Source organism: Streptomyces sp. NPDC054849 (assembly GCF_053610945.1).
Genome location: NZ_JBSGZI010000037.1, coordinates 40,990 through 66,931, shown reverse-complemented (window position 1 = coordinate 66,931; position 25,942 = coordinate 40,990). Strand labels below are relative to the sequence as shown.

The window sequence follows — 25,942 nt, the reverse complement described above, 5'->3', positions numbered from 1 at the left end:
CCCCCACCGGATTCCGGTGGGGGCCGCCCTTTCTGCGTACGGGTTCAGCGCGTCAGCTGCGGGGCGGCGATGACCACCTTGCCCATGTCGCACCCGGCGTCCACTTTGATGCGCAGGCGCAGGGCGCCGTTCACCTCCACCCTCTTGGTGACCGGCTTGCCGAGGGCGACGAGTTCGGAGAAGGCGGCCGGCTGGCCGTCGAGCGAGATGCTGACCCGGCCCTCCTGGTTGCTGGAACCGTCGTCGATCCCGGCGGTGAAGTCCAGGTACTTCCACTCGCGGTTGAGATCGAATTCGGCGATCGCGTCGCCGTTGCAGCCCAGGTCGGCGAGGAACGCCGCGCCGTACTGCTTGGTGTTGATCTTCGCCGCGCCGACCGTGAACTCGCCGAGTCCGTTCACGGGGTTCATGACCGTCAGATCCGCGGCGTTGACGCCGGGTGCGGTGCCGTTGGCGGGCTTCGACGCGGTGGCGGTGGGCTCCACGAGGGCGTCACCGGTGGCCGACGTGCCGGGCGTGGGTGTGGGCGCCGGGGTGTCGGCGGAAGGCTGCAGGCTGGATGCGGCGGCCGCCGGTCCGTCCGCGCCCGACGCCTTCCCGCCTCCTGTGTCCTTGTCCTTCAGGAGCTGTACGCCGACCACCGCGAGGGCGGCCAGCACCAGCACTGCTCCCACCGAGCCGAGGATCAGAACGGCCCGCCGCTTCTTCGGGCGCGGCGGCTCGGGTGCCGGTGCCGGTGCCGGAGCCGGAGCAGGAGCCGGGTTGAGGTGGTACGTCGGCCCGTACCCGGCGGGCACCGACTCGGGGAGCGGGTCCTGGACCGTGGACGGACCCGGACCCGGATCGGGCGCCGTCGCCGCGGCCGTGGGCACGTACGCCGCGGGCGGCGGCGTGGGCGGTGGCGACACGGGACGGGCGGCCACGGGCGGCGGGGTCGCGGGCTGCGCGGCCACCGGCGGCAGCGTCGCGGGCTGCGGCGGCGGGGCCACCGGAGGCGGCGGCGCGGCCGGTCGCGGCGGGGTGTCCTGGACTGCCCGCTGCGAGGTGGAGGTGGTCGTGGACACGACGGCGTGGCGGACGTCCTTCATCCAGCCGGCCAGGTTCACCGGCCGCTTCCCCGGGTCGGCCGCGTAGATCGAGGTGATCCGCGCCCGCTGCTCGGCGTCCAGTACGGCGATCTGCGGCAGCGCCGCCAGCGCGTGCGCCAGCTGTTCCGGCGTGGCCGGCGGAGACTCCCCGCTCAGCAGGAAGTAGGCGATCGCCCCGAAGGCGTACCGGTCCGTGCCCGGCGTCCGCTTGCCGTCGAACACCTCGGGTGCGGCGTAGCCCGGCGTGAACCAGACCTCCGCCGTCTGGTGGTCGGCGGTCAGCTTGCTCAGGCCGAAGTCGACCAGTGTGGCCTGCCCGTGCGCGTCCACCATCACATTGCCGGGAGAGAGGTCGCCGTGGATGACCTGGCGCCCCGACGGGGTGGCCTTGCCCGAGTGCAGCCAGTCCAGCACGTCGGCCAGCTGCTCCAGCGTGCGCATCACCTCGCGCCGTTCGGCGGCCGTGGAGAGGGTCCGCTCGGCCCGCCAGTCCCGCAGATCCAGTCCGTCGACGTGGTTCATGACGAGGACGAGCGCCCGCCCGGTCAGGGTCGACGACTCCCCGGGCCGGTGGATCGGAGGCCCCTCGAAGTGCTCCCGTACGCCGACGACACCGGGCCGGTGGACGAACCGCAGCAGCTCGGCCTGCTCGTTCCACTTCTGGCTGATCCGGTCGAAGACGTCGGGCGTGATGGTCGTCTTGGAGTCGAGCACCTTGACGACCACGGGCTCGGCGCCGCCCGCGAGTTCGATCTCCGCGAGATAGAGCACGGCCTCCCCGCCGCGCCCGATCGACCGGAGCAGGCGGTACCGGTCGGCCGCCGCGTCCGGTCCGATGTGCAGGTTCTGACTGGTCAATGTCCCCCACCTCAACGTGCTTTGAGTGGGCATCAGCTTCCCGGTGTGAGGTGCGCGCGGTCAATGGGAATCGGAATCCCCGTCGGGGCCCCTCTTTCTGTAGCGATCGTTGAGGCGTTCGGGCGGAACCGGGGCGTGCCCCTCGTCGCCTGCGGGAACCAGCGCAGGCGCGGCCGGCGTCCGGCTCGCGGAACGGGCCACCGGGCACGTTCCGTTCACCGGGCGCCCGGCCGCACGGGCCGCACGGGCTGCGCCCGTCAGCGGATTTCCGGCCCGGACTCCGCCGCGGACTCCGAGGACCCGGACTCGGACCCGGACTCGGACTCGGAACCCGGCGCCGTGAGGAAGGCCAGACGGGCGGGCTTGGCCGGGAGGTAGACCTCCGGCAGGTCGATCTCCGGGAGGACGACCTCCGGTCCGAGCACGAAGCCGGTCCGCTCCATGAGGGCGATGGCCTTGACGTTGCGGGAGTCCGGCTCGACGACCACACGGCGCGCGGTCTCGTCGGAGAACACGAACTCCATGAAGGCGGTCATCAGCGACCCGGTGAAGCCCCGCTCGGCCGCACCCTTGGTCGGGCCGATCAACAGGTGCACGCCGACGTCCCCGGGCTGGACCTCGTAGCACTCGCTGACCCGGTCCTCGGCGCAGTCGTACGTCTGGAACAGCGCGACCTGCTCGCCGTCGCGGCTGACCATGTAGGCGTGGTGGGTGGTGCGCCGGTCGACGTCCTCGTAGATCTCCTGGACCAGGTCGCGGCTGGCCTCGCCCATGCCCCAGAAGCGGGCCCGCTCCTCCATGACCCAGCTGTGGATCAGCGAGGAGTCGGCGGCCGGGTCGACGGGAGTGATCGTGACGGTGCCGAAGCCCTCGACGTGGTGCGTGTGAACGGGCTGTCTCGCGGAGGCGGAGGCGCAGACGGAAGCGGAGGCGGTGGCGGTCATATCGATTCCTTGGTGAGCCGGGTCCAGTCGGTGACGACGGGGACGAGTTCGCAGTGCGCCCACAGGGGGAGCTGATCGCGGTGGTGGGGTGAGCCGGTGACGCCGTCCGCGCCAAGCGGGACGGCCCAGAGGCTGTCCTCGCGGCGGGCCAGGTCCCAGACGTAACGGGCCGCCGACGCGCGGGCGGTGAGGTCGGTGAAGCCCGGCACGGTGGAGGTGGCGTTCACGCAGTCGTGGTCGCCGCCGAGGCCGGGCCAGTCCGCGGCCTCCCGGTCGGGCAGGGCCTGCCAGGGGGTCAGGCGGTGGACCTGCGACCAGGGGGTGTCGGGGGCGCCTGCCGCGGCCGTCTCCTCCAGGGCGGCGCGGACGTGCGCCGCACGGTCGAGGCCGGGGACGAGGGAGGTGGTGAGCAGGCCTTCGAGGGCGTAGCCGATCCGGGGGACCAGGTACAGCCAGGGATGGAACACGTCCGGGCCGTCCGGCGCCCCCCACAGGTCCGCGAAGACGGGATCGGCGGCGAAGCGGCGTACGGTCGCGGCCCGGAAGGCCGAGAACACGGTGGCGTCGGTGCTGTCGGCCTCCATATGCCGGTCCCAGGCCAGCAGCCGGTCGCGCAGTGCCCGAGCCGCCGGCGTCAGGTCCTCGAAGCCCGGGAGCAGGGCGAGCAGGGGCGCGGCCGAGGCCAGGTGGGTGTCGCGGTGTACGCCGGCCATCGCCTTCGCCGACCAGTCCGCGGAGCCGCTGAGCAGCTCGCGGATGCGGTCGGCGCGGTGCGGGGGCGCGAACTCGACGCCGAGCGGGGAGGCGATCCCGCGCGCGTTCGCCATGACGGCGAAGCCCTGCACGGGCTCGGCGGGGGTCGGGGCCCAGCCCTGCCAGGCGTGCTGCGGGTCCCAGGCGGGCACGGGGCGCAGCCGGTTGGTGCGGTGGCGCAGCGGCACGGCGCCCGCGACGCGGTGCAGCAGCCCGCCGGCGGTGTCGGCGGCGTGGACGACGTTGACCGGCTCGGCCCATCCGTCGAGGGCTCGGTCGATGTCGGCGACAGTGCGGGCGCGCAGGAGGGCGGGGAGGGCGGCGAAACCGAGGTCCCGGCGGACCCGGGGCGGGTAGCGCAGGGAGAGGGTCTGCGTACTGCCGTCGGCGTCGGCGCGGGTGTCGCCGCCGAGTTCGCCGTCCGCTCGGACGATCACGGGGCCGCGGGGGGTCTCCAGGATCTCCACCTCGACGTCGTCGCCGCCGGCCACGGTGATGGTCTCGGTGTGGCGGGCGACGGGCTCCCAGACGCCGTCCGGGCCGAGCGCCTCGACGGCGGAGCCCGCGCCGCGGCGCAACTGCTCGACGTACAGGTCCTGGTAGTCGGCCATCGCGTTGGTGATCGCCCAGGCGGCGCTGCCGGTGTGCCCGAAGTGGGCGAGGCCGGGGACGCCGGGGACGGCGAGGCCCAGGACGTCGTAGTCCGGGCAGGAGAGACGGATCTGCTGGTAGACGCCCGGGTCCTCGATGAACCGGTGCGGGTCGCCCGCGATGATCGCCGAGCCGGTGGTGGTGCGGTCTCCCGGCACCAGCCAGCCGTTGCTGCCGGCGGTGCCGGGGCCGTCGGTGGCGAAGAGGGTGACCGCGTCGTCGCCGAGGGCGCGGGCCACGCGCTCACGCCACAGCTTGGTGGCGAAGCCCGCGAAAAGAATGTGCGTGGCGATCCAGATGGCGAGCGGCACCCACGGCTCCCAGGGGGCGGGGGTGAGGCCGGTGCGGGCGAAGCGTTCGTCACGGGCGGCGCCGGCGGCGAGGCCGTCGTTGACGCCCTCCACGTACGCGCGGACCCAGGCGGCGGTGCCGGGGTCGTCGGCGTCCATGGCCTCGAAGCAGAGGCGGGCCGTGTCGGCGAGACGGCACTGGCGGGCGAAGCGGTCCCAGGAGACGGAGTCCGCGCCGAGGAAGGAGGCGCTGGATCCCTCGGCGCGGTGGCGTTCGACCTCGAGCTGCCAGGCGCGGTCGAAGGCGGTGACGCGGCCCTGGGCGTAGGCGAGCCGGAGTTCGTCGGATGCGCGGAGGTGGGGGATGCCCCAGGGGTCGCGGTAGACGTCGTACGATGCCGGGGTCTCCCCGCGGGGCCCGCGCTGGGCCTGTGCGTACGACTCCGGGTCGCTCTCGCTGCTCACACTGCTCACGCTGGTCACACTCTCCCCAAGGTGCATTAGGTTAGGCTGCCCTAACTATAGAGGCGCACAGGGGAGGGGTTGGACATGGCTGTCGGCAAGGGCTGGGAGGGCGTGGTCCTGAAGCTCATGCGGGGCAAGGACTTCACGTTCACGGTGACGGGGGCGGAAGACGTCACGGAGCACTACCGGCGGGTGTACTTCACCGACGGCGGGCTGCTGGCGGCCGCAGGCGAGTCGCTGCACCCGACGATGTGGGTGCGGGTCTGGTTCCAGGGCGCAAACAAGCCGCACCAGCGCGCGTACACGCTGGTGGACCCGGATCCGGCCGCGGGCACGTTCTGCTTCGAATTCGCCCTGCACGACGGGGTCGCCAGCGATTGGGCGCGTGGCGCCGAGGTGGGCGACACGATCGACGCCACCGTCCAGGGCACCGGGTTCACCGCCCCGACGCCGTCTCCGGAACGTCTGCTGGTCATCGGCGACCCGGCGTCCCTCCCGGCGGTCAACTCGCTGCTGGACGCCTTCCCGCAGACACCCGCGACCATCTGGTTCGAGACGCAGCACGACTCGGACGCGGAGCTGCCCGTACGGATGGACGCCGGCCGGCACGACATCCGCCGGGTGCCGCGGGGCGGCACGGCTCTGGTCGACCGGGTCAGGGCCGAGCTCCCGGAGCTGGTCGGGGACCCGGAGTCGGCGTACGTCTGGCTGGCGTGCGACACGGTGACGACGCGCACCCTGACGGCGTACCTGCGCAAGGAACTCGCCGTGCCGAAGCACCGGGTGAACGGACTGGGGTACTGGCGGGCCGGGGCCTGAGGCGCCGACGGCCGCCCGAAGCCCGACCAGGGCGGTTGCCCGAGGCGAGACCCGGGCGGCCGTCCGAGAAGCGGGCCAGGGCGGTGCCCGACTGCGAGCCGGGCGGCGCCTGAGGTGCCGAGGCGAGCGGCGCCTGAGGTGCCGGGGCGGGCGGTGCCCAAGGTGCCGGGGCGGGCGGTGCCCGAGGTGCCGGGGCGGGCGGCCGTCCGCAGTGCGGGCTCAGGCACCGGTGGCGCCGTCGATGCCCTCGCGGAGGAAGTCGGCGTGTCCGTTGTGCCGGGCGTACTCGTGAATCAGGTGGAGCATGACCAGGCGCAGCGAGGCCGCCTCCTTCCAGCTCGGCACGTACGCCGTCACGTCCAGGGACCCGGCGGCGGCCTCGATTCGACGGGCGTGCGCGACCTCGTCCTGCCAGGCGGTGAAAGCCTCGGCGCGGCTGGAGCCCGAGGCGTCGTAGGCGGCCTGGAAGTCGTGCGTGTCCGACCACAGGTGCGGGAGGTCCTCGCCACTCAGGACGCGACGGAACCAGTGCCGCTCCACCTCGGCCATGTGCCGGACCAGCCCCAGCAGGGACAGCGTGGACGGCGGCATCGACGCGCGGCGCAGCTGCTCGTCGCTGAGGCCCTCGCACTTCCAGGCGAGCGTGGCCCGGTGGTAGTCGAGGAAGGTGCGGAGGGTTTCGCGTTCGTCACCTGTGAGGGGCGGGCTGATGCGTTCCATGAGCCGATCCTGCCCGTTGATCCACAACCGCGAACCCCTGTTTCCTCGTCGCACGGCCCAAGCTCCGGGGCAGACCTTTGGCTGGACGCCAGGGCTGGACGCCAGGGCTGGACGCCAGGGGCCGGGCCTCAGGGCCGGACCCCAGGGGTGCCTTGCCGCTCACGCCGGGCTCCCCCCGCAGTGTGTCTAGGCCTGCGACCACATGTAGGGCACCGTCACGCCCAGGACCCCGAAGCCCAGTCGCTCCAGGATCGGACGGCTGTCGTCGGACGCGTCCACCTGGAGGTACGGGATGCCGCGCTCCGCCGCCAGGCGGGCGCGGTGGGTGACCAGCAGGCGGTAGATGCCGCGGCCGCGCCATTGCGGGATCGTGCCGCCGCCCCACAGGCCCGCGAAGGCCGTGCCCGGCTGCATCTCCATCCGGGCCGCGCTCACCGGGGTGTCGCCCGCCATGGCGAGCACCGCCGCGATGTTCTCCGGCTCGCTCCGCAGCATGCCGAGCACATGCTTCCGGATGCGCGGCCGCTCCGTTCCGAACGCCCCCGCGTGGACGGACATCATCAAGTCGACCCCGGCCTCGTCCGTGACCGTCCGCAGGGTGATCCCCTCCGGCGGCTCCACCGGCAACTGCGCGAGCTCGGCCACCCGGCCCACCATCAGGGTCTCGGGCGGCTCCGGTACGAAGCCCGCCGCCCGCAACCGGTCCGCCAGATCCGCCGGCCCGTCGTGGCCGTACAGCTTCCACTCGAACTCCGGACACCCCCGGCCCGCGAAGTACGCCACCTGCGCCGCGATCTCCGCATCCGCGGTCTCCTCGTCGAGGTCCGACCAGAGCACACCGTTCCATCCGAGGCCGGGCACGCTCTGCCGTACGACCGCACCCGCACGCTCCACCCGGGCCTGCGCGGCGTCCGGCTGCGCACCCTCGCGCATCTCCGCGTCGTACCGGGCGCGCACCTTCAGAAGTTCATCAAGATCCATCGTCGTCGTCATCGGCCCAGCTCACCAGTGTCCGGTCGGCCGGCACAACTGCATTAGCCTCGCCCCGTGAACGACGACTCCACCATCTACACCGGCAAGGCCGCCCCCGACGCGGCCGCCGACCGCGGCTGGCTCCTCGGCCACTTCAAGGACCCCGCCGATCCCCGCCACAGCGAGGACGTGGAGATCAAATGGGGCGTCCACCCGAAGGGCGACGCACGGGAGCGGTGGGCGACCGCCGAGAAGCGCACCGCACTGCTGGTGCTGATCAGCGGACGCTTCCGGCTGGAGTTCCCGGGGCGGACCGTCGTCCTCGCCGAGCAGGGGGACTACGTGCTCTGGGGCCGTGGCGTCGACCACTCCTGGTACGCGGAGGAGGACGCGGTGGTCCTCACCGTCCGGTGGCCCTCGATCCCCGGCTACCGGGTGGACGAGCCCGAAGGACGGGCGGCGGCCGCGCAGGACGCGGACCTCCTGCCGCGGTGACCCACGTCCCGCATGCTCCAGGCTTCTGTGACGATGCACACGAAAGGGGCCAACGATCACGAAACGCTGAGATCGTGGAGGGTGCGGGCCATCTGAGCCGAACCCCTGGGGCGATCCCCCGGACGGACGGCCGGGCCTTCACGCGTTCATGCGTTCTTTGCGACGGGCTGCCCCCGGTAAAGATCCGAACCACCAGGGAGCACGTCCGTTGGCAGTAATCGCACGGTGGTGCATGCGCCACCGTCTCCTCGCCGTGCTGATCTGGCTGCTCGCACTCGGCGCGACCGCGGTGGCCGCAGGAACCGCCGGAGCGGCGTTCTCCAACGACTACGAGGTCCCCGGGACCGAGTCCGGCAAGGCGAACGACCTCCTGCGCGAGGGCTTCCACGGCCAGGGCGGGGACACCGACACCATCGTGTGGCGGGCCCCGCACCAGCAGAACGTGCGCACGCCGGACATCGAGCAGCGCATGACCCGGGCACTCGAAGCCGTCGCCGGGCTCCCCGGCGTCGGATCGGTCGCCGGACCCTACGGCCCCGGCCCCGAGAGCGCCGCGCAGATCAGCCCCGACGGGCGCACCGCCTACGCCGTGGTGACCTTCGACCAGCTGGCGGACTCCGTCCCCAAGGCCCAGGCCAAGGCGGTCGTCGACGCCGCGAAGAACGCCACCACCGAGGCCGACGGACTCCAGGTCGAACTGGGGGGCCGCGCCATCCAGCTCACCGAGGCCCCCACCGCGCACCTCGCCGAGATCATCGGGGTCGCCGTCGCGGCCCTGGTCCTCTTCCTCGCCTTCGGCTCGCTCGCCGCGAGCCTGCTGCCCATCGCGACCGCCCTGGTCAGCGTCGGCACCGCCTATTTCGGCATCACCCTGCTCGGGCACGCGATGCCGGTCGCCGACTTCGCGCCGATGCTCGGCACCCTCATCGGCCTCGGCGTCGGCATCGACTACGCGCTGTTCATCGTCACCCGGCACCGCAAGGCCCTCGCACGGGGCCTCGCGGTCGAGGAGGCGGCCGAGAGCGCCGTCGCCACCACCGGCCGGGCCGTCGTCTTCGCCGGTGCCACCGTCTGCATCGCCCTGCTCGGCATGCTGGTGCTGCGGCTGAACTTCCTCAACGGCGTCGCCATAGCGGCCTCGGTGACGGTCGTCCTGACGGTCGCCGCCTCGGTCACCCTGCTGCCCGCCCTCCTCTCGTACATCGGCATGCGCGCCCTCTCGCGCCGCGAGCGCCGCAAGCTCGCCGCCGAGGGCCCGCAGCCCGGGCAGATCTCCGGCTTCGCCGCCCGGTGGTCCGGCTTCGTCGAGCGCCACCCCAAGCTGCTGGGCCTCGTCGCCACCGCGGTCATGCTGGTGCTGGCCCTGCCCACCCTCTCCCTCCACCTGGGCACCTCCGACCAGGGCAACAACCCGGCCACCTCCACCACCCGGCAGGCCTACGACCTGCTGGCCGACGGGTTCGGGCCCGGCACGAACGGCCCGCTCACCGTCGTCGCCCGCCTGGACGGCGCCGGCGACCGGCTCGCCGTCGACCAGCTGGCGCAGGCGCTCCGCACGACGAAGGGCGTCGCCTCCACCGGCCCCGCCGTCCTCAACCGCAGCGGGGACACCGCCGTCCTGACCGTCGTACCGGACTTCTCCCCGCAGTCCCGGGCCACGAGCGATCTCGTCGACACGCTTCGTCAGGACGTCATCCCGCGGGCCGGGCACGGCAACTCCATGGAGGTCCACGTCGGCGGTGTGACGGCCGCCTACGACGACTTCGCCGAGGTCATCGTCGGGAAGCTGCCGCTCTTCGTCGGCGTGGTCGTCGCCCTCGGCTGCGTGCTCCTGCTGCTGGCCTTCCGGTCCATCGGCATCCCGGTCAAGGCGGCGGCTATGAACGTCGCCGCCGTCGCCTCCTCCTTCGGCGTCGTGGTCGCGATCTTCCAGTGGGGCTGGGGCAGCGAGCTGCTGGGCCTGGGCAGCGCCGGGCCCATCGAGCCCTTCCTGCCCGTGATCATGGTGTCCGTCCTCTTCGGACTGTCGATGGACTACCAGGTCTTCCTCGTCAGCCGGATGTACGAGGAGTGGCTGGAGACCGGCGACAACCGGCGGGCCGTGCGCGTGGGCCTCGCCGAGACCAGCCGGGTCATCAACTCGGCGGCCGTCATCATGATCTCCGTCTTCCTGGCCTTCGTGCTCAGCGGCGACCGGATCATCGCGATGTTCGGCATCGCGCTCGCCGCGGCCGTGGCCCTCGACGCCTTCGTGCTGCGCACCCTCCTCGTCCCGGCCCTCATGCACATGCTCGGCGGAGCCAACTGGTGGCTGCCCGCCTGGCTCGAGCGGCGGCTGCCCAAGATCAGCATCGAGCCCCCGGAACACCGTCCTCATGCGAAACTTCCGGCACAGCGGCCCGACGCCTTCCCCGCCACGAGCGAGGACAGCCCCGAGCCGGCCACAGCCTCCCGGTGATCCGGCAACCCGCCGCACGAGACCCAAGGAAGAAGCCGCATGTTCTCGATAGACCTCGCCGAAGGTGCCCAGCTGTTCCCGCTGGAAGCCCGGCACGCCGAGGAGTTCTTCGCCCACATCGAGCGGGGACGCGAGTTCATCGGCCGGTACGTGCCCTTCCCGGACCGGTCCCCAGACGTCGAGTCCGCCCGAACCCTGCTGGCCAAGTACGCGGTCAAGGCCGGTGAGGACGGCGCGCGGTTCTTCGGCATCCGGCTCGACGGCACCCTGGTGGGCGGGGTCCTCTTCCCCGCGTTCGAAGCGGACACCGGCAACTGCGAGATCGGGTGCTGGCTGGAGCCCGCCGCGGCCGGCCGCGGCCTGGTGACCAAGGCCTGCCGGGTCCTGATCGACTACGCCTTCGGCGAGCGCGGCATGCACCGCATCGAGTGGCACGCCGCCTCCGCCAACCAGAAGAGCCTCGCCGTGGCCGAGCGCCTCGGGATGACCCGCGAGGGTGTCCTGCGGCAGAACCACCTCCACCGCGGCGTCCGCCAGGACACCGAGGTCTGGTCGATCCTCGCTCACGAGTGGGCCGCGGCCCGATCCGCCTAGTGTCCGAACGGGCCCCGCCGACCGCGGGGCCCGCTGTGGCCACAACCAGCGGATTCTCAGAAAACTCTCAGACAGGGCGCCTACGGTGCCCCGCATGGACACCACCAAGCCCCCCGCCCCGAACGCCTCCGAGGCGGACACCCCTCCGGTCGCCCTCGAGAAGGCCGATACCCCCCCGCCCGCCGAGGCCGAAGCCGACGCCGCACTCACCGAAGCGGATCTGGACGACGACACGTTCGCCGAGGACCGGGCCGAGGACGAGGAGCCGGGCCACGTCGGATCCGCAGCCTCCGCGATCGTGGCGGCGGGTCTCGGTGTCGTCGCCCTCAGCGGAAGCTGGGTCGCGGGCATCGTGTCCGAGCGCGCGAGCGTCGCCGCCCGCCTGGAGCTGAGCCAGGCCGCCGACGCCAACGCGCAGATCGCCGCCCAGTTCGTCGACCCGTGGCACACCACCGCGATGGTGAACGGCGTCTTCTCCGCCCTGGCCCTCATCATCGCCACCTTCGTGCTGGCCCTCCCCGCCTTCAGCACCCCCGAGCGCATCCTCCCCACCTGGGTGCGGTCCGTCTCCTGGGCGGGCATCGGCCTGGGCGCGCTGGGCATCCTGCTCTTCGTCCTCATGTACTTCGACCTCCTCCTCGCCGTCCCCAAGGCAGCCGGCTAGGCACCGGCCCGGCCGGGCCTAGGTACTGCCTTAGGTCTCCGCGGGCCGTCCGGGGGAGCGACGGCCCCGGACTAAGGCCCCCCGCGCCGGCAGATGCGGCATGCGACCGATGTGCCGGTACCCCCTGGGGCGCGAATCTTGGATCACACCGAACGAGGTGCCCGAGAAACGCGACCAGGGAGTACGAGATGTTCGAGTACGAGATCGCCACCGCCGCCCGCCGCGCCGACCTCCTGCGCGAGGCCGCCGAGTTCCGCACGGTCCGCAGGGCGCAGCAGGCGCGCCGCGCCTCCTTGCAGAGCCAGGAATCCGGAGGGCCGGTGAGAGGGCTCCGCAGTCGCCTCACCCGCTCCGCCCGCCCCGCGCCCCGACCCGCGTGAACTGACCGGTGATGAGGAGCGCTCCGATAACGAGTGCCGCCGGACAGGACGTCTGTGCGATGCTCGGCGGCGTGGAGACCAGATCTGTCAGCCCGGTGTTCGTCGGCCGAGCCGACGAACTGGCCCTGCTCACCGACGCACTGACCCGCGCCGAAGGCCAGGAGCCGCAGGCCATGCTCATCGGCGGAGAGGCCGGGGTCGGCAAGACCCGCCTCACCGAGGAATTCCTCTGCGAAGCGGACCGCCGCGGGGCGGTCGTTGCCGTCGGAGGCTGTGTGGAGATCGGGGCGGAGGGACTTCCCTTCGCCCCGTTCTCGACGGCCCTGCGCACCCTGCACCGCCTGCTCCCCGAGGAGTTGGCCGCCGCTGCCGCTGGGCAGGAGGACGAACTCGCCCGGATCCTTCCCGAACTGGGCGACACCCCGCGCGGACCGCACGACGAGGAGAGCACCGCCCGGCTCTTCGAACTGACGGCCCGGATGCTGGAGCGGCTCGCCGCCGACCGCACCGTCGTCCTCGTCCTGGAAGACCTGCACTGGGCTGACACCTCCACCCGGCACCTGCTCTCCTACCTCTTCCGCACCCTCGGCAGCGGCCGTCTCGTCGTCGTCGCCACCTACCGCGCGGACGACGTCCACCGCCGCCACCCACTGCGCCCCCTCCTCGCCGAACTCGACCGGCTCCGCACCGTCCAGCGCATCGAGCTGTCCCGCTTCAGCCGGGCGGAGGTGCGCCGCCAGCTCGCCGGCATCCTCGCCGCGCAGCCCGACGAGGACTTCGTGGACTCCGTGTTCGACCGGTCCGACGGCAACGCCTTCTTCGTCGAGGAACTCGTCGCCTCCCGCGAGAGCGGCTGCCGCACCGGGCTCACCGAATCCCTGCGCGACCTGCTCCTCGTGCGCGTCGAGGTCCTGCCCGACGAGACCCAGAGCCTGTTGCGCATCGTCGCCGAGGGCGGCTCCACCGTGGAATACCCGCTGCTGCGCGCGGTCGCCGGGCTCACCGAAGACGAGCTGATCGAGGCGCTGAGGGCCGCGGTCGGCGCCAACATCCTGCTCGCCACCCCGGACGGCGACGGCTACCGCTTCCGGCACTCGCTGGTCCGCGAGGCCGTCAGCGACGACCTGCTGCCCGGCGAGCGCGCCCGCGTCAACCGCCGCTACGCCGAGGCCCTTGAGGCCGACGCGTCGCTGATCCGCGCCGAGGAACGGGTCATCAGGCTGGCCAGCTACTGGTACCACGCGAACGACCCCGCCAAGGCGCTGCCCGCCGTGCTGGTCGCCTCCGTCGCCGCACGCCTCCGGCACGCCTACTCCGAGCAGCTGCGTCTGCTGGACCGGGCCATGGATTTGTGGGACAGCGCCCCGCAGGAGGTCCGCGAGGCACTGCGCCCGGCGGACTACACCGACGTGTATCCGCCGTGCGGCTGTGACCCGGCCACCACCCCGCTCCAGCGGCTCGACCTGCTGGCCGAGGCGACCGTCGCGGCACGGTACGGAGGAGACCGCGAACGCGCACTGAAGATCACGAAGACGGCGCTGCGCCTGCTGGAGGAGGAGGGGGACCCGCTGCGGTCCGCCTGGTTCTGGACCGAACGCTCCCGGCTGGTCACCGGCCTCGGGCGCGGCGACGGCTGGGAGGAGATCGCCAAGGCGCAGGACCTCGTCCGGGGGCTGCCCCCGTCGCGGGTACACGCCGAGGTCCTGGTCTGGGCCGCGGGCTGGGGCATGCTCCACAAGCCCGGCCCCGACAACCTCGCCGCAGCCGAACGGGCCGTCGAGTACGCGCGGATGGTCGGAGCCGAGGACACCGAACTCAACGCCCGCATCACGGTCGGCTGCCTGCTCACCGACGCGGGCGACCGCTCGGGCGGCCTCGCCGAGATGCACGCGGTCAGAGAACGGGCCACGGAACTCGGGCTCACCATGCTGGCAGGACGTGCGCATATCAACCTCACCTCTCAGTTGGAAAGCATGGGCCGGTCCCGCGAAGCCGTGGAACTGGCCGAACAAGGGGCTGAACTGGTCAGAAGGTCCCGGCTCCTGGACACCGAGGCCTGGGTCTGCGGGAACATGGCCGAGAGTCTCTACAGCCTCGGCCGCTGGGACGAGGCCGCCGAGGCGGCCCGGCGCACCGTGCTCGTCGGCCAGAGCGCGGCTCCGCGCGGTTCAGGCTCCGCGCGGCTGGCCTACCTGGCCCTGGCGCGGGGCGAGTTGACCGAGGCGGCCCACCAGTTCGCCGCCGCCCGTGCCCACTTCGGCACGCACGGCGCCCAGCCCCAGCACCGGATACCGCTGTACCGCCTCGCGATCGGGCTCGCCGCGGGGGCGGGCAGGATCGCCGACGTCCGCGCCGAGACGATCGCCGCCGTCGCCTACGGATTCCCGCTCGGGCAGCACCGCTACGCCTGGCCGCTGCTGCTGGCCTCCGCCTCCGCCGAGGCGGACGCCCGGGGGCTTCCGGCCGCCGACGCCGGCCGGGACGCCGCCCTCGACGTGCTGCACACCGCCGCACGCTCCCTTGCCACTCCGGTCCCGGTGTGGGCGGCCCATGCCGAGTACGTCCGGGCCGAGCTGCTGCGGGCCGAAGCCCGAGACACCGTCGCCGACTGGGCCGCCGTCGAGGAGGCCATCCGCCCGCTGGAGCGCCCGTACCTGCTGGCCCGGGCCCGCCACCGGCTCGCCGAGGCGATGCTGACCGCCGGCGCAGACCGGGAGCCTGCGGCGGTCCTGCTCCGCGAGGCCTACGTCACCGCCGACCGGATCGGCTCACGCCGGCTGCGTGAGGATCTGGCCCTGCTGGCCCAGCGCGCCCGGATCCCGCTGACCGCGGCCGACACGACCCCGGCCCTGCCCGAACCGCGGACCGACCCGGCCGAGGCCCTCGGCCTGACCAGTCGCGAGCGGGACGTGCTGCGCCTGGTGGCGGCCGGCAGCACCAACCGCAAGATCGCCGAAGAACTCTTCATCTCCCCGAAGACGGCGAGCGTGCACGTGTCGAACATCCTGGCCAAGCTCGGTGTCGCCGGCCGCGGCGAGGCCGCCGCCCTCGCCCACCGGCTGCGGCTCTTCGCCCCGCCCGTACCGGTCAGCCCCCCTGCGCAGGCTCCTCGCCGAGGCGTATGAGCACCCTCCCGGAGTCGAGGTCTATCGGACCTCGTCCCGGATCGTTGTCATCGACGTCGGTCCGCGACAGCTCCAGCCGCTTCTTTTCCTCGTCCGTGTGCTTGCGCCCCGGGTTGAACAGCTCCTCGATCATGTTGAACACCGCATCCACCGCACCCTTCGCCCCCTGCCGGGGACATGCCGGTCATCGCACCGTCAGTGTCAGGATCCTGTCGTCGCCCGCCTCCGGCGACCCGCGCCCGTCCGTCTCGCTCGTGACCAGCAGCAACCGGTCTCCGCCGAGCGCCACCACCGTCCGCAGCCGGCCGTACTCGCGCGCCAGGAAGGCCTCGGGCTCCGCCACCAGCTCCGTCCCGGCCAGCGGGATCCGCCACAGCCGGTTCCCCTTCAGCCCGGCCATCCACACCGACCCTTCCGCCCAGGCGATCCCGCTCGGCGAGGCCTCGTCGGTCTTCCACACCGCCACCGGATCCCGCAGGCCCGGCTTGCCCGCCTTCCCCTCCGCCTCGGGCCAGCCGTAATTCGCGCCGGGCTCGATCAGATTCAGCTCGTCCCAGGTGTTCTGGCCGAACTCGGCCGCCCACAGCCGTTTGTCCTTGTCCCAGGCGAGCCCCTGCACATTGCGGTGCCCGTAGGAGTAGACGACCGAATCGGCCTCCGGATTGCCGTGCACCGGGTCCCCGTCCGGCGTCATCCGCAGGATCTTGCCGCCCAGTGACTCCTTGTCCTGGGCGAGCCCGGTGTTGCCGGTCTCGCCCGTCCCCGCGTAGAGCATCTTGTCCGGGCCGAAGGCGATCCGGCCGCCGTTGTGGATGAGACCCTTGGGGATGCCCCGGAAAACGGTGTCCGGCGCGCCCAGTTGCTGGCCGGCAGGTCTCTGCTCGTCGTAGCGCAGGCGGGCGATGCGGTTGTCGGACTCGGTCGTGAAGTACACGTACACCAGCCGGTCCGAGGCGAAGCCGGGTGACAGCGCGAGGCCCATCAGCCCGCCCTCCCCACCCGGAGCCACCCCCGGCACCCTGCCGATCTGCGTGACCGCGCCCGAGCCCGCCGCGACCCGGCTGATCGTGCCCTTGTCCCGCGAGGCGACCAGCAGATCCCCTCCGGGCAACGGGGCGACGCCCCACGGCGACTCCAGGCCCTTGGCGACCTCGCCGGTGACGGTCACCGTCCCCTTCGCCGGCGGACCGGTGGACTCGGGTGAGGCGGACGGTCTCCCCGACGGGCCCGGCGACCCCGACCCGGCCGCGGCCGTGCCCGGTGGAGCGCTTCCCCGCCCCGCGTCCGGGGCGCCCGCCGGTGAGCATCCCGTCGCCAGCAGAGCGCCGCACCCGGCCAGCGCGACCGCCGCCAGCACGCTCCGGCGCGCCCCGCCCCTGGCCCCGTACCCCACCTGCCCGGGAGAACTCGCCGTACTTCCGTATCGCATCGCCCTGCTCCCTTCCGGTCCTCCGATCGTGCCCTTCATCTGTCTCAACAGCTGCGGCAGTTCCCGAAGTTCCACCACTCGTACACTCGATCGAGTGGTTGTCGGTCAGTCCCAGGCTCCCACCTCGACCGGAAGAGCCGCGATCTCGGCCAGGTCCGCGGCCGAGAGCCGGACCTCCGCCGCCCGAGCGTTCTCCGCCGCCCAGTGCGCCCGGTCGGCGCCCGGCACCGGCACCACCTGCGGCCCCTGCGCCAGCACCCAGGCCAAGGCCACCTGCGCGACCGTGACCTCGGGCCCGTGCCGCCGCGCCACCCGCCGCAGCCCCGCCACCAGTACCTGGTTCGACGCCATCGCCTCCGCCGTGAAACGCGGATGCCGGGCCCGTACGTCCTGCGACTCGAAGCCCTCACCCGGTGTGAGCGTCCCGGTGAGGAACCCGCTGCCGAGCGGCATCGCCGCCAGGAACCCGACCCCGCGCGCCGCACACCAGGGCAGCAGCTGCCATGCCGCCTCCGGAGACCACACCGACAGCTCTGCCTGCACCGCGCTGACAGGGAACACCTGCTGCAGCCGTTCCAGGTGCCGCACGGTCGTCCGGTACCCCCGGTCCCCCCTGCGGCCCGTCCCCGGCCCGGCCCCGGCGCCGAGCGCGCAGAAGCCGAGCGCCCGCACCTTCCCCGCGCCCACCAGGTCCGCCATGGCGCCCCACGTCTCCTCCACGGGCACCTCCGGATCCACCCGGTGCAGCTGGTAGAGGTCTATGACGTCGGTCCGCAGCCGCCGCAGCGAGGCGTCGCAGGCCCGCCGCAGGTAGCCGGGCCGCCCGTCGGCCACCACGTGCTGGTCACCCGCCCGCAGTCCCACCTTGGCCGAGACGAACGCCTCCGACCGGCGTTCCCGCAGCACCCGTCCCAGCAGCAGCTCGTTGGTGTACGGCCCGTACACGTCGGCCGTGTCCAGCAGGTTCGACCCCAGGTCCAGCGCCGTGTGCACGGCGGCCACCGACTCGTGCCCCCGCCGCCGCGAAGGCGCGTACGCCCAGCTCATCGGCATGCAGCCGAGGCCGACGGCGCCCACGGTCAGCGCCCCCGCCCCGATCGACCTGCGCTCCACCCCTGCGTCCCCCTCCCGCTCCGGCACACAAACTAACGGCTTGATCAAGTTGGCTTGGCATAGCCTCGTGATCATGACTGCTATGACCCAGGACGTCTGGCTTCCCTTCCGGGCCGAGGAGATCGACGGTCTCCCCGACCGTTTCCGGTACCGCCGCTGGGACGGCGAGGACGCCTTCCCGGCCGATCCGGCCGACTGCGTCTTCTACGTGACCCCCTACATGAAGGCCCCCGAGGTCACCGTGCGCCCGCTGGCGGCGATGCCCGCCCTTCAGGTCGTACAGACCCTGACCGCCGGGATCGACGACGTGCTGGGCCGCCTCGGAGACCTGCGCCCCGGCGTACGGCTGTGCAACGCCGTCGGGGTCCACACGGCCAGCACCGCCGAGCTCGCCCTCACGCTGACCCTCGCCTCCCTGCGCGGCATCCCCGGCATGGTCCGGGGCCAGGACCGCGAGGAGTGGCGCTCCGGCTTCTACGACGCCCTCGCCGACAAGTCAGTTCTGATCATCGGCTACGGATCGATCGGCTCGGCCATCGAGGACCGGCTCGTGGCCTTCGAATGCGGGGCGGTCGCCCGGGTGGCGCGCACCGCGCGGACCACCGCCCGCGGCCCCGTGCACGCCCTCGCCGACCTGCCCGCGCTCCTGCCGCGGGCCGACGTGGTGATCCTCGTGACACCGCTGACCGATGCCACCCGGGGCCTGGCCGGTGCCGACTTCCTGAGCCGGATGAAGGACGGCGCCCTGCTGGTGAACGTGTCACGCGGCCCCGTCGTCGACACCAAGTCCCTGGTGGCGGAGGTGGAGTCGGGCCGGCTGCGCGCGGCGCTCGACGTCACCGACCCGGAACCGCTGCCCGCGGGACATCCGCTCTGGCATGCTCCGAACGTCCTGATCACGCCTCATGTCGGCGGCAGCAGCTCGGCGTTCGAGCCGCGGGCCAAACGCCTGCTGGCGCGCCAGCTCACCCGGTTCGCCGCCGGAGAGCCCGTGGAGCACACGGTGTTGATCACCGAGTGACCCGAGTGATCCGAGTGACACACGTGGTGTGCACGCTCCGGAGTCACCCGGATGCGGGCTGTGGGCTCAACTCCTGGGGTGGTAACGGAGAGTAGAGCAACTATGTCCCTGAGTGACGAAATTGGTGTATCGTCCGGAAGAAGGGGCTGCGCCACGAACGTCTGGCGCTGGGGAGTGATCGGACACTTTGGGGGGCGACGGGCGATGCACGGCCAATGGACGAAGGATCCGATGCGGCACAGCCGCCGGAGGCGACGCTGTCGAGACTGGGCTGCGCCGGAATCAGCCGGCGAGGGGGACCGGTGAGTGCCCCGGGGGCGGCGCTCCTGAACCGGCCGACCGTCTCGGGCGCAGGCAGGGGCCTGGCGATGCAGCTGCTCCTCGCGGTGGTCTGCGGCGGGTACGCCGTGGGCGCCGCCCTCAACTGGGGGTCGGAGAAAGTCGCCGAGATCATGGGCGATTTCGGCCTCAGCGCGGCCGGTCTGCTCGCCGCCGTCTCCTGCTACTCCTACGCGCGGGCGATCGACAATCGTGAACGCCCCGCCTGGCTGCTCTTCGCCTTCTCGTCCCTCATGGGCGCCTGCGGCAACGCGGTCTGGGGCTGGTACGAGGTGATCCTCGGCGAGACGGTGCCGAAGCCCTCGCTCGCCGACTTCGCCTTCCTCTGCTTCGCCCCGCCCGCCATCGTGGGCCTGCTCGTCCTCGCCAAACGCCCGGTCACCCGCGCCGGCTGGGTGTGCCTGGGACTCGACTCCTGGCTCATCGGCGGCTCGCTGCTCACGCTGTCCTGGAGCCTGGCCCTGGCCCACGCGGCGCGGACCGCCCAGTCCGGCGCCCCCGGCAGCGTCCCGCGGGCCGCTCTCTCCCTCGCGTACCCGCTCCTCGACATCGCGCTCGTCTCGATGGTCCTGGTGCTGCACTTCCGGCGGAGCGAGACCAACCGCTCCGCCGTGAACACCGCCATCGCGGCGCTGGCCCTGACCGTGCTCAGCGACGCCCTGTTCACCTCGCCCCTGCTGAGCGCCGAGTACCAGTCCGGACAGCTGCTCGACGCCGGCTGGTTCGCCGGCTCGCTGCTGCTCGCGTACGCGCCGTGGGGTGCCCGGCGCATGCACCCGGGGCCGGAGCCGGCCGGGCCCCCGCGCGGGGACCGGCTGCACAGCCGCCCGATCACCGGCTCCCTCCCGGCCCTCACCCCGTACCTCGCGGCGGCCGTGTGCACCCTCGGCATCCTCTACAACGTCGTGGACGGCCGGAAGGTGGACCGGATGGTCGTCTTCACCGGCTGCACGGTGGTGCTCGCCCTCGTCATCCGGCAGGGCATCATGCTCCTCGACAACATCGCGCTGACCCAGGAACTGGCCCAGAAGGAGAATCACTTCCGCTCCCTGGTCCAGGGCTCCAGCGACGTCATCATGATCGCCGCACCCACCGGCACCCTGCGCTACGTCAGCCCCGCCGCCGCCGGGGTCTACGGCCGGGAGGCGGAGGAGCTGGTCGGCACCGAGCTCGCCACGCTGATCCACCCCGACGACCTCGGCCGGGTGGTCCACGAGGTACGCCGCTTCCTCGCCGCGCCGCCGACGCAGGAGCCCACCACGCGCATCGAGTGCCGCTTCAAGTCGGGCGGCGGCGAATGGCTCAATGTGGAGTCCACCGTCAACCGCCACCAGGGCGGACTGATCCTCAACAGCCGGGACGTCACCGAGCGGGTCCGGCTCCAGGCCCAGCTCCAGCACAGCGCCGAGCACGATCCGCTGACCGACCTGCCCAACCGGGCCCTGTTCACCCGGCGCGTGCGCCAGGCCCTGACAGGCCGGCGCGCGGGCGACCACAGCACCGCCGTGCTCTTCATCGACCTCGACGGCTTCAAAGCGGTCAACGACACCATCGGCCACCAGGCGGGCGACGAGCTGCTGATCGAGGCCGCGCGCAGGCTCCAGGACTCGGTGCGGGCCGGGGACACCGCGGCTCGCCTGGGCGGCGACGAGTTCGCCGCGCTCATCCTGGGCGACGGGAGCCGCGACCGCAGCGCCCGCGAGCACCAGGCGCGCGAGATCGCCGACCGGCTGCGCACCACCCTCTCCCAGCCGTACCGGATCGGCGGCAGCGAGGTACGGGTGGCCGCCAGCATCGGCGTCGCCTTCGCAGACCCGGGCATCACCCCTTCGGACCTGATGCGCAACGCGGATCTCGCGATGTACCGGGCCAAGGCGGGCGGCAAGGACCGCGTCGAGGTGTACGCCCCGCAGATGCAGGCCGAGGTTGTACGCAAGGCCGAGCTGGCGGGCCGGCTGCGGACCGCACTGCACGAGGGCGAGTTCGCCCTGCTGCATCAGCCCGTGGTCTCGCTGGCCACCGGCGAGGTCTCGGCCGTCGCCGCGCAGGCGCGCTGGCGTTCCGCCCAGGGGATCCTCTTCACGCCGGCGGAGTTCCTCAGGGTGGCCGAGTACAGCGAGGGCGGTGCGGGCGGCCCTGCCGGCGCCGCCGGCCCGGACGCCTCGCGTACCGCCGAGCTGGGGCGCTGGCTGCTGGAGGAGGCCGTGGGGCAGGCCGCCGACCGGCACCGGGCCGGGCACGACGTCCCCGTGGCCGTGCGCATGACCGCCCAGCGGCTCCTGGACCACGCCATGCCGCTCGACTCGGTGGAGGCCCTGCTGACCCGGCACGGGCTGCCCTCCGGGGCCCTGGTGCTCGAGCTGGCCGTATCCGACCCCAGAGTGCCCTTCGACGACCTGGAGCGTCGCCTGACGGCCCTGCACCGGCTCGGGGTGGGCATCTCCCTGGACGGCTTCGGCAGCGGCTACGCGGCCATCAGCGCCCTGCGCCGCCTCCCCGTGGACATGCTCAAGCTGGACCGGGGCCTGGTGGAAGGGGTGGTCGAGTCCGCCCGCCTCCACAAGATCACCGCCGGTCTCTTGCGGATCGCAAACGACCTGGGCATGCACTCCGTGGCCGACGGGGTGGACCTGCCCGAACAGGTCATGGCGCTGCGCGCGATGGGGTGCACGCACGGCCAGGGAATGGCTTTTTCCGGACCGCTCGACGAGTACAGGCTGCGGCGCGCGCTGGTGCGCGGTACGTTCCCAGTACCGGGCGGAGCGGCCCAACCCGCACTGGCCGGCGGTTCCCCCGGGGGCTCGATGGCCATCCGCAGAGGCTCACATAATGAGACGCCCGTCCCACCTACTTGACATCACCCTCCCGCCAGAGGGAGGGTCAGTGCCATGCGCACCCGAATTCTCGTACTTGGAAAGCGCGTCGGCTGAAGCTGGGGCCAGCATGTCCCCGCTCAACACACCCGACGCGCTCCCCTCGCTTGCCTCCTGGCACGAGGGGTTTTTTGTTGCACTGGCACAGAGTCGAATCCGCGTAGAACCCTCAGCTTCGAGAAGAGAATGCCGATGACCGAGCAGGCCACCGGGGCCCACCATCCGCAGCCGCGGCCCCGTTCCGGCGGACAGCAGTCCGCCGCAGTTGAGCACGTCACGGGTGCGCAGTCCCTCATCCGCTCTCTCGAAGAGGTGGGGTGCGACACCGTCTTCGGGATTCCGGGAGGCGCCATCCTCCCCGCGTACGACCCGATGATGGACTCGAAGAAGGTCCGTCACATCCTGGTCCGCCACGAGCAGGGCGCCGGTCACGCCGCCACCGGCTACGCGCAGGCCACCGGCAAGGTCGGCGTCTGTATGGCCACCTCCGGCCCGGGCGCCACCAACCTGGTCACCCCGATCGCCGACGCGCACATGGACTCCGTCCCGCTCGTCGCGATCACCGGCCAGGTGTCCTCCAAGGCGATCGGCACCGACGCCTTCCAGGAGGCGGACATCGTCGGCATCACGATGCCGATCACCAAGCACAACTTCCTGGTCACCAGGGCCGAGGACATCCCGCGGACGATCGCCGAGGCCTTCCACATCGCCTCCACCGGCCGCCCCGGCCCGGTCCTGGTCGACATCGCCAAGGACGCCCTGCAGGCGAAGACCACCTTCTCGTGGCCGCCCTCGCAGGACCTCCCCGGTTACCGGCCGGTCACCAAGCCGCACGCCAAGCAGATCCGCGAGGCAGCCAAGCTCATCTGCCAGGCCAAGCGCCCGGTGCTGTACGTCGGCGGCGGCGTCATGAAGTCCGGCGCGACCGCCGAGCTGAAGGTCCTCGCGGAGCTGACCGGGGTCCCGGTCTGCACCACCCTGATGGCGCTGGGCTCCTTCCCCGACAGCCACCCGTTGCACGTCGGCATGCCGGGCATGCACGGTTCGGTCACCGGCGTCACCGCGCTGCAGAAGTCGGACCTGCTGATCGCGCTCGGCACCCGCTTCGACGACCGCGTCACCGGCAAGCTGGACAGCTTCGCCCCCTTCGCCAAGATCATCCACGCGGACATCGACCCGGCCGAGATCGGCAAGAACCGCGCGGTGGACGTCCCGATCGTCGGCGACGCCCGCGAGGTCATCGCCGACCTGATCCAGGCCGTCCAGGCCGAGCACACCGAGGGCAACGCAGGCGACTACTCCGCTTGGTGGAACGACCTCAGCCGCTGGCGCGACACGTACCCGCTGGGCTACGACCTGCCCGCGGACGGCAGCCTCTCGCCCCAGCAGGTCATCGAGCGGATCGGCGCACTCGCACCGAAGAGCACGATCTTCGCGGCCGGCGTCGGCCAGCACCAGATGTGGGCCTCGCACTTCGTCAAGTACGAGGAGCCCCGCACCTGGCTGAACTCCGGCGGCGCCGGAACCATGGGCTACGCGGTCCCGGCCGCGATGGGCGCCAAGGTCGGCATGCCCGAGCGCACGGTCTGGGCGATCGACGGCGACGGCTGCTTCCAGATGACCAATCAGGAACTGGTCACCTGCGCCCTGAACAACATCCCGATCAAGGTCGCGATCATCAACAACGGCGCGCTGGGCATGGTCCGCCAGTGGCAGACGCTGTTTTACAACCAGCGGTACTCCAACACCGTTCTGCACGCCGACGAGACGGGCCACGACACGGTCGGCTCCCAGCTCGGCGAGTCCATCGCGCCCCGCAAGGGCACCCGCGTCCCGGACTTCGTCAAGCTGTCGGAGGCCATGGGCTGCGTGGCGCTGCGCTGCGAGGACCCCGCCGACCTGGACAAGGTCATCGCCGAGGCCAATGCGATCAACGACCGCACCGTCGTGATCGACTTCATCGTCCACGAGGACGCCATGGTCTGGCCGATGGTCGCCGCCGGCACCTCCAACGACGAGGTCATGGCAGCCCGGGGCGTCCGTCCCGACTTCGGCGACAACGAAGACGACTGAGCCGAGAGAGCCTGAGAGAGAGAACGCCTCACATGTCCAAGCACACGCTCTCCGTCCTGGTCGAGAACACGCCCGGCATCCTCGCCCGGATCGCCGCGCTGTTCTCCCGCCGCGGGTTCAACATCGACTCCCTCGCGGTCGGTGTCACCGAGCACCCCGACATCTCCCGCATCACCATCGTCGTGAACGTCGAGGACCTCCCGCTGGAGCAGGTGACCAAGCAACTGAACAAGCTGGTCAACGTGCTCAAGATCGTCGAGCTGGAGTCCCACAACGCCATCGAGCGTGAACTCGTCCTGGTGAAGGTCCGCGCCGACAACGAGACCCGGTCCCAGATCGTCGAGATCGTCCAGCTGTTCCGCGCCAAGACGGTCGACGTCTCCCCGGAGGCCGTCACCATCGAGGCCACCGGCGGTTCGGACAAGCTCGGCGCGATGCTCAAGATGCTGGAGCCCTTCGGCATCAAGGAGCTCGTGCAGTCCGGCACGATCGCCATAGGGCGGGGTGGCCGGTCCATCACGGACCGCAGTCTGCGCGCGCTCGACCGCAGCGCCTGACCCGGCCGGCGCACCGGACACACCGGCCGCGTCAGACACGTTCAGCTCGCATGGCGAGACCGAGAAACTCAGATTCCGTTCCCCGCCGTACGGTGGGAGCAACACCAGCGCACCAAGGAGATATCCCAGTGGCCGAGCTGTTCTACGAGAACGACGCCGACCTGTCCATCATCCAGGGCCGCAAGGTCGCGGTCATCGGTTACGGCAGCCAGGGCCACGCCCACGCGCTGTCGCTCCGTGACTCCGGCGTCGACGTCGTCGTCGGCCTGAAGGAGGGCTCGAAGTCCAAGGCCAAGGCCGAGGAGCAGGGCCTGAAGGTCGTCCCCGTGGCCGAGGCCGCCGCGTGGGCGAACGTCATCATGATCCTGACCCCGGACCCGCTGCAGGCCGAGATCTACGAGGAGTCCATCAAGGACCACCTCGAAAAGGGCGACGCGCTCTTCTTCGGTCACGGCTTCAACGTCCGGTACGGCTTCATCAAGCCCCCGGCCAACGTGGACGTCGCCCTGGTCGCCCCGAAGGGCCCGGGTCACCTGGTCCGCCGCCAGTACGAGGAAGGCCGCGGCGTGCCCTGCATCGCCGCCGTCGAGCAGGACTTCACCGGCAGCGCCTTCGCGCTGGCCCTCTCGTACGCGGCCGGCATCGGCGGCACCCGCGCCGGCGTCATCAAGACCACCTTCACCGAGGAGACCGAGACCGACCTGTTCGGTGAGCAGGCCGTCCTCTGCGGTGGCGCCTCCGCGCTGGTCAAGGCCGGTTTCGAGACCCTGACCGAGGCCGGCTACCAGCCGGAGATCGCGTACTTCGAGTGCCTCCACGAGCTGAAGCTCATCGTGGACCTCATGTACGAGGGCGGCCTGGAGAAGATGCGCTGGTCGGTCTCCGAGACCGCCGAGTGGGGCGACTACATCACCGGCCCCCGCGTCATCACCGACGCCACCAAGGCCGAGATGAAGAAGGTCCTCGCGGAGATCCAGAGCGGCGAGTTCGCCAACACCTGGATGGCCGAGTACAAGGCCGGTCTGCCGAAGTACAACGAGTACAAGAAGGCCGACGAGGCGCACCTGCTCGAGACCACCGGCAAGAAGCTGCGCAAGCTGATGAGCTGGGTCGACAGCGACGAGAGCTGATCCCGTGGCGGCGGGGCCGGGACGGTGCGTTCCGGCCCCGCCGCACATCACCCGTTCGGACCAGCCGTCCGGACGGCCGGTGAGCCGTGAATCCAGCCCTCGGGGACGTCGCTTGTCCAACCCGGCCAACC

General features: G+C 72.0%; 20 protein-coding genes. 12 read left to right on the top strand and 8 right to left on the bottom strand.

Annotation, left to right across the window (positions count from 1 at the left end; all coding sequences use genetic code 11):
• Positions 1-44: 44 nt before the first annotated feature.
• The 3 genes from ACWGIF_RS18490 to ACWGIF_RS18480 all read right to left on the bottom strand — a co-directional run bounded on the left by ACWGIF_RS18490 (position 45) and on the right by ACWGIF_RS18480 (position 5,085).
• Positions 45-1,946 carry a protein kinase domain-containing protein gene (locus ACWGIF_RS18490; RefSeq protein ID WP_453498400.1) on the bottom strand — a complete coding sequence of 634 codons (1,902 nt, stop codon included), beginning with the start codon at positions 1,944-1,946 and terminating at the stop codon, positions 45-47.
• Positions 1,947-2,203: 257 nt separating this feature from the next.
• Positions 2,204-2,890: a GNAT family N-acetyltransferase gene (locus ACWGIF_RS18485; RefSeq protein WP_453498397.1), complete on the bottom strand. Its 687-nt coding sequence runs from the start codon at positions 2,888-2,890 to the stop codon at positions 2,204-2,206.
• A complete protein-coding gene (locus tag ACWGIF_RS18480; RefSeq protein ID WP_453498394.1) occupies positions 2,887-5,085 on the bottom strand; it encodes a penicillin acylase family protein in 2,199 nt (732 codons plus the stop codon). Before ACWGIF_RS18480 ends, ACWGIF_RS18485 begins: the two co-directional genes overlap by 4 nt.
• Before the next feature lie 48 nt (positions 5,086-5,133).
• Here ACWGIF_RS18480 and ACWGIF_RS18475 point away from each other — a divergent pair, with 48 nt between their 5' ends.
• Positions 5,134-5,868: a siderophore-interacting protein gene (locus ACWGIF_RS18475; protein ID WP_453498391.1), complete on the top strand. Its 735-nt coding sequence runs from the start codon at positions 5,134-5,136 to the stop codon at positions 5,866-5,868.
• Positions 5,869-6,087: 219 nt separating this feature from the next.
• Here the strand turns inward: ACWGIF_RS18475 and ACWGIF_RS18470 are convergent, their stop codons facing one another.
• Positions 6,088-6,588, bottom strand: a complete 501-nt coding sequence (locus tag ACWGIF_RS18470; protein WP_453498388.1) for a DinB family protein — start codon at positions 6,586-6,588, stop codon at positions 6,088-6,090.
• Positions 6,589-6,774: 186 nt separating this feature from the next.
• Positions 6,775-7,581 carry a GNAT family N-acetyltransferase gene (locus tag ACWGIF_RS18465; protein WP_453498385.1) on the bottom strand — a complete coding sequence of 269 codons (807 nt, stop codon included), beginning with the start codon at positions 7,579-7,581 and terminating at the stop codon, positions 6,775-6,777.
• A 54-nt stretch (positions 7,582-7,635) separates the two neighbouring features.
• Here ACWGIF_RS18465 and ACWGIF_RS18460 point away from each other — a divergent pair, with 54 nt between their 5' ends.
• The 6 genes from ACWGIF_RS18460 (at position 7,636) to ACWGIF_RS18435 (ending at position 15,276) form a co-directional block, all read left to right on the top strand.
• On the top strand, positions 7,636-8,055 hold the full coding sequence (locus ACWGIF_RS18460; protein ID WP_453498382.1) for a signal peptidase I: 420 nt from the start codon (positions 7,636-7,638) through the stop codon (positions 8,053-8,055).
• Positions 8,056-8,263: 208 nt separating this feature from the next.
• Positions 8,264-10,513 carry an MMPL family transporter gene (locus tag ACWGIF_RS18455; protein ID WP_453498379.1) on the top strand — a complete coding sequence of 750 codons (2,250 nt, stop codon included), beginning with the start codon at positions 8,264-8,266 and terminating at the stop codon, positions 10,511-10,513.
• A gap of 39 nt (positions 10,514-10,552) precedes the next feature.
• Positions 10,553-11,107, top strand: a complete 555-nt coding sequence (locus ACWGIF_RS18450; RefSeq protein WP_453498376.1) for a GNAT family N-acetyltransferase — start codon at positions 10,553-10,555, stop codon at positions 11,105-11,107.
• A 94-nt stretch (positions 11,108-11,201) separates the two neighbouring features.
• A complete protein-coding gene (locus tag ACWGIF_RS18445) occupies positions 11,202-11,771 on the top strand; it encodes a hypothetical protein (protein ID WP_453498373.1) in 570 nt (189 codons plus the stop codon).
• 188 nt (positions 11,772-11,959) lie between these two features.
• The gene (locus ACWGIF_RS18440) at positions 11,960-12,151 is read left to right on the top strand and encodes a hypothetical protein (protein ID WP_453498370.1); all 192 of its coding nucleotides are present in this window, start codon (positions 11,960-11,962) and stop codon (positions 12,149-12,151) included.
• A gap of 59 nt (positions 12,152-12,210) precedes the next feature.
• A complete protein-coding gene (locus ACWGIF_RS18435; protein ID WP_453498367.1) occupies positions 12,211-15,276 on the top strand; it encodes a helix-turn-helix transcriptional regulator in 3,066 nt (1,021 codons plus the stop codon).
• Here the strand turns inward: ACWGIF_RS18435 and ACWGIF_RS18430 are convergent.
• From ACWGIF_RS18430 to ACWGIF_RS18420, 3 genes are all read right to left on the bottom strand, one after another.
• Complete coding sequence (locus tag ACWGIF_RS18430) at positions 15,239-15,427, bottom strand: DUF6191 domain-containing protein (RefSeq protein WP_453498364.1); 189 nt, start codon at positions 15,425-15,427, stop codon at positions 15,239-15,241. The genes ACWGIF_RS18435 and ACWGIF_RS18430 overlap by 38 nt on opposite strands.
• A 33-nt stretch (positions 15,428-15,460) precedes the next feature.
• Positions 15,461-16,744, bottom strand: coding sequence for a PQQ-dependent sugar dehydrogenase (locus ACWGIF_RS18425; protein WP_453498406.1), 1,284 nt, complete (start codon positions 16,742-16,744; stop codon positions 15,461-15,463).
• A 66-nt stretch (positions 16,745-16,810) separates the two neighbouring features.
• Positions 16,811-17,818 carry an aldo/keto reductase gene (locus tag ACWGIF_RS18420; protein ID WP_453498403.1) on the bottom strand — a complete coding sequence of 336 codons (1,008 nt, stop codon included), beginning with the start codon at positions 17,816-17,818 and terminating at the stop codon, positions 16,811-16,813.
• Between the two features lie 73 nt (positions 17,819-17,891).
• On the opposite strand from ACWGIF_RS18420, the gene ACWGIF_RS18415 reads away from it, so the two are divergent.
• From ACWGIF_RS18415 to ilvC, 5 genes are all read left to right on the top strand, one after another.
• Positions 17,892-18,839, top strand: a complete 948-nt coding sequence (locus ACWGIF_RS18415; RefSeq protein WP_453498361.1) for a 2-hydroxyacid dehydrogenase — start codon at positions 17,892-17,894, stop codon at positions 18,837-18,839.
• Between the two features lie 302 nt (positions 18,840-19,141).
• Positions 19,142-22,033, top strand: a complete 2,892-nt coding sequence (locus tag ACWGIF_RS18410; RefSeq protein WP_453498358.1) for a putative bifunctional diguanylate cyclase/phosphodiesterase — start codon at positions 19,142-19,144, stop codon at positions 22,031-22,033.
• A gap of 204 nt (positions 22,034-22,237) precedes the next feature.
• On the top strand, positions 22,238-24,124 hold the full coding sequence (locus ACWGIF_RS18405; protein WP_453498355.1) for an acetolactate synthase large subunit: 1,887 nt from the start codon (positions 22,238-22,240) through the stop codon (positions 24,122-24,124).
• Positions 24,125-24,156: 32 nt separating this feature from the next.
• Positions 24,157-24,681, top strand: a complete 525-nt coding sequence (ilvN, locus tag ACWGIF_RS18400; protein ID WP_030010002.1) for an acetolactate synthase small subunit — start codon at positions 24,157-24,159, stop codon at positions 24,679-24,681.
• Positions 24,682-24,809: 128 nt separating this feature from the next.
• A complete protein-coding gene (gene ilvC / locus ACWGIF_RS18395) occupies positions 24,810-25,811 on the top strand; it encodes a ketol-acid reductoisomerase (protein ID WP_453498352.1) in 1,002 nt (333 codons plus the stop codon).
• Positions 25,812-25,942 lie beyond the last annotated feature (131 nt).

Bases quoted from the DNA above. Each gene is read 5' to 3' on its own strand.
- ACWGIF_RS18485 (WP_453498397.1), bottom strand. From the start codon at position 2,890: ATGACCGCCACCGCCTCCGCTTCCGTCTGCGCCTCCGCCTCCGCGAGA.
- ACWGIF_RS18480 (WP_453498394.1), bottom strand. From the start codon at position 5,085: ATGCACCTTGGGGAGAGTGTGACCAGCGTGAGCAGTGTGAGCAGCGAG.
- ACWGIF_RS18475 (WP_453498391.1), top strand. From the start codon at position 5,134: ATGGCTGTCGGCAAGGGCTGGGAGGGCGTGGTCCTGAAGCTCATGCGG.
- ACWGIF_RS18470 (WP_453498388.1), bottom strand. From the start codon at position 6,588: ATGGAACGCATCAGCCCGCCCCTCACAGGTGACGAACGCGAAACCCTC.
- ACWGIF_RS18465 (WP_453498385.1), bottom strand. From the start codon at position 7,581: ATGACGACGACGATGGATCTTGATGAACTTCTGAAGGTGCGCGCCCGG.
- ACWGIF_RS18450 (WP_453498376.1), top strand. From the start codon at position 10,553: ATGTTCTCGATAGACCTCGCCGAAGGTGCCCAGCTGTTCCCGCTGGAA.
- ACWGIF_RS18445 (WP_453498373.1), top strand. From the start codon at position 11,202: ATGGACACCACCAAGCCCCCCGCCCCGAACGCCTCCGAGGCGGACACC.
- ACWGIF_RS18440 (WP_453498370.1), top strand. From the start codon at position 11,960: ATGTTCGAGTACGAGATCGCCACCGCCGCCCGCCGCGCCGACCTCCTG.
- ACWGIF_RS18435 (WP_453498367.1), top strand. From the start codon at position 12,211: ATGCTCGGCGGCGTGGAGACCAGATCTGTCAGCCCGGTGTTCGTCGGC.
- ACWGIF_RS18425 (WP_453498406.1), bottom strand. From the start codon at position 16,744: ATGAAGGGCACGATCGGAGGACCGGAAGGGAGCAGGGCGATGCGATAC.
- ACWGIF_RS18415 (WP_453498361.1), top strand. From the start codon at position 17,892: ATGACTGCTATGACCCAGGACGTCTGGCTTCCCTTCCGGGCCGAGGAG.
- ACWGIF_RS18405 (WP_453498355.1), top strand. From the start codon at position 22,238: ATGCCGATGACCGAGCAGGCCACCGGGGCCCACCATCCGCAGCCGCGG.
- ilvN (WP_030010002.1), top strand. From the start codon at position 24,157: ATGTCCAAGCACACGCTCTCCGTCCTGGTCGAGAACACGCCCGGCATC.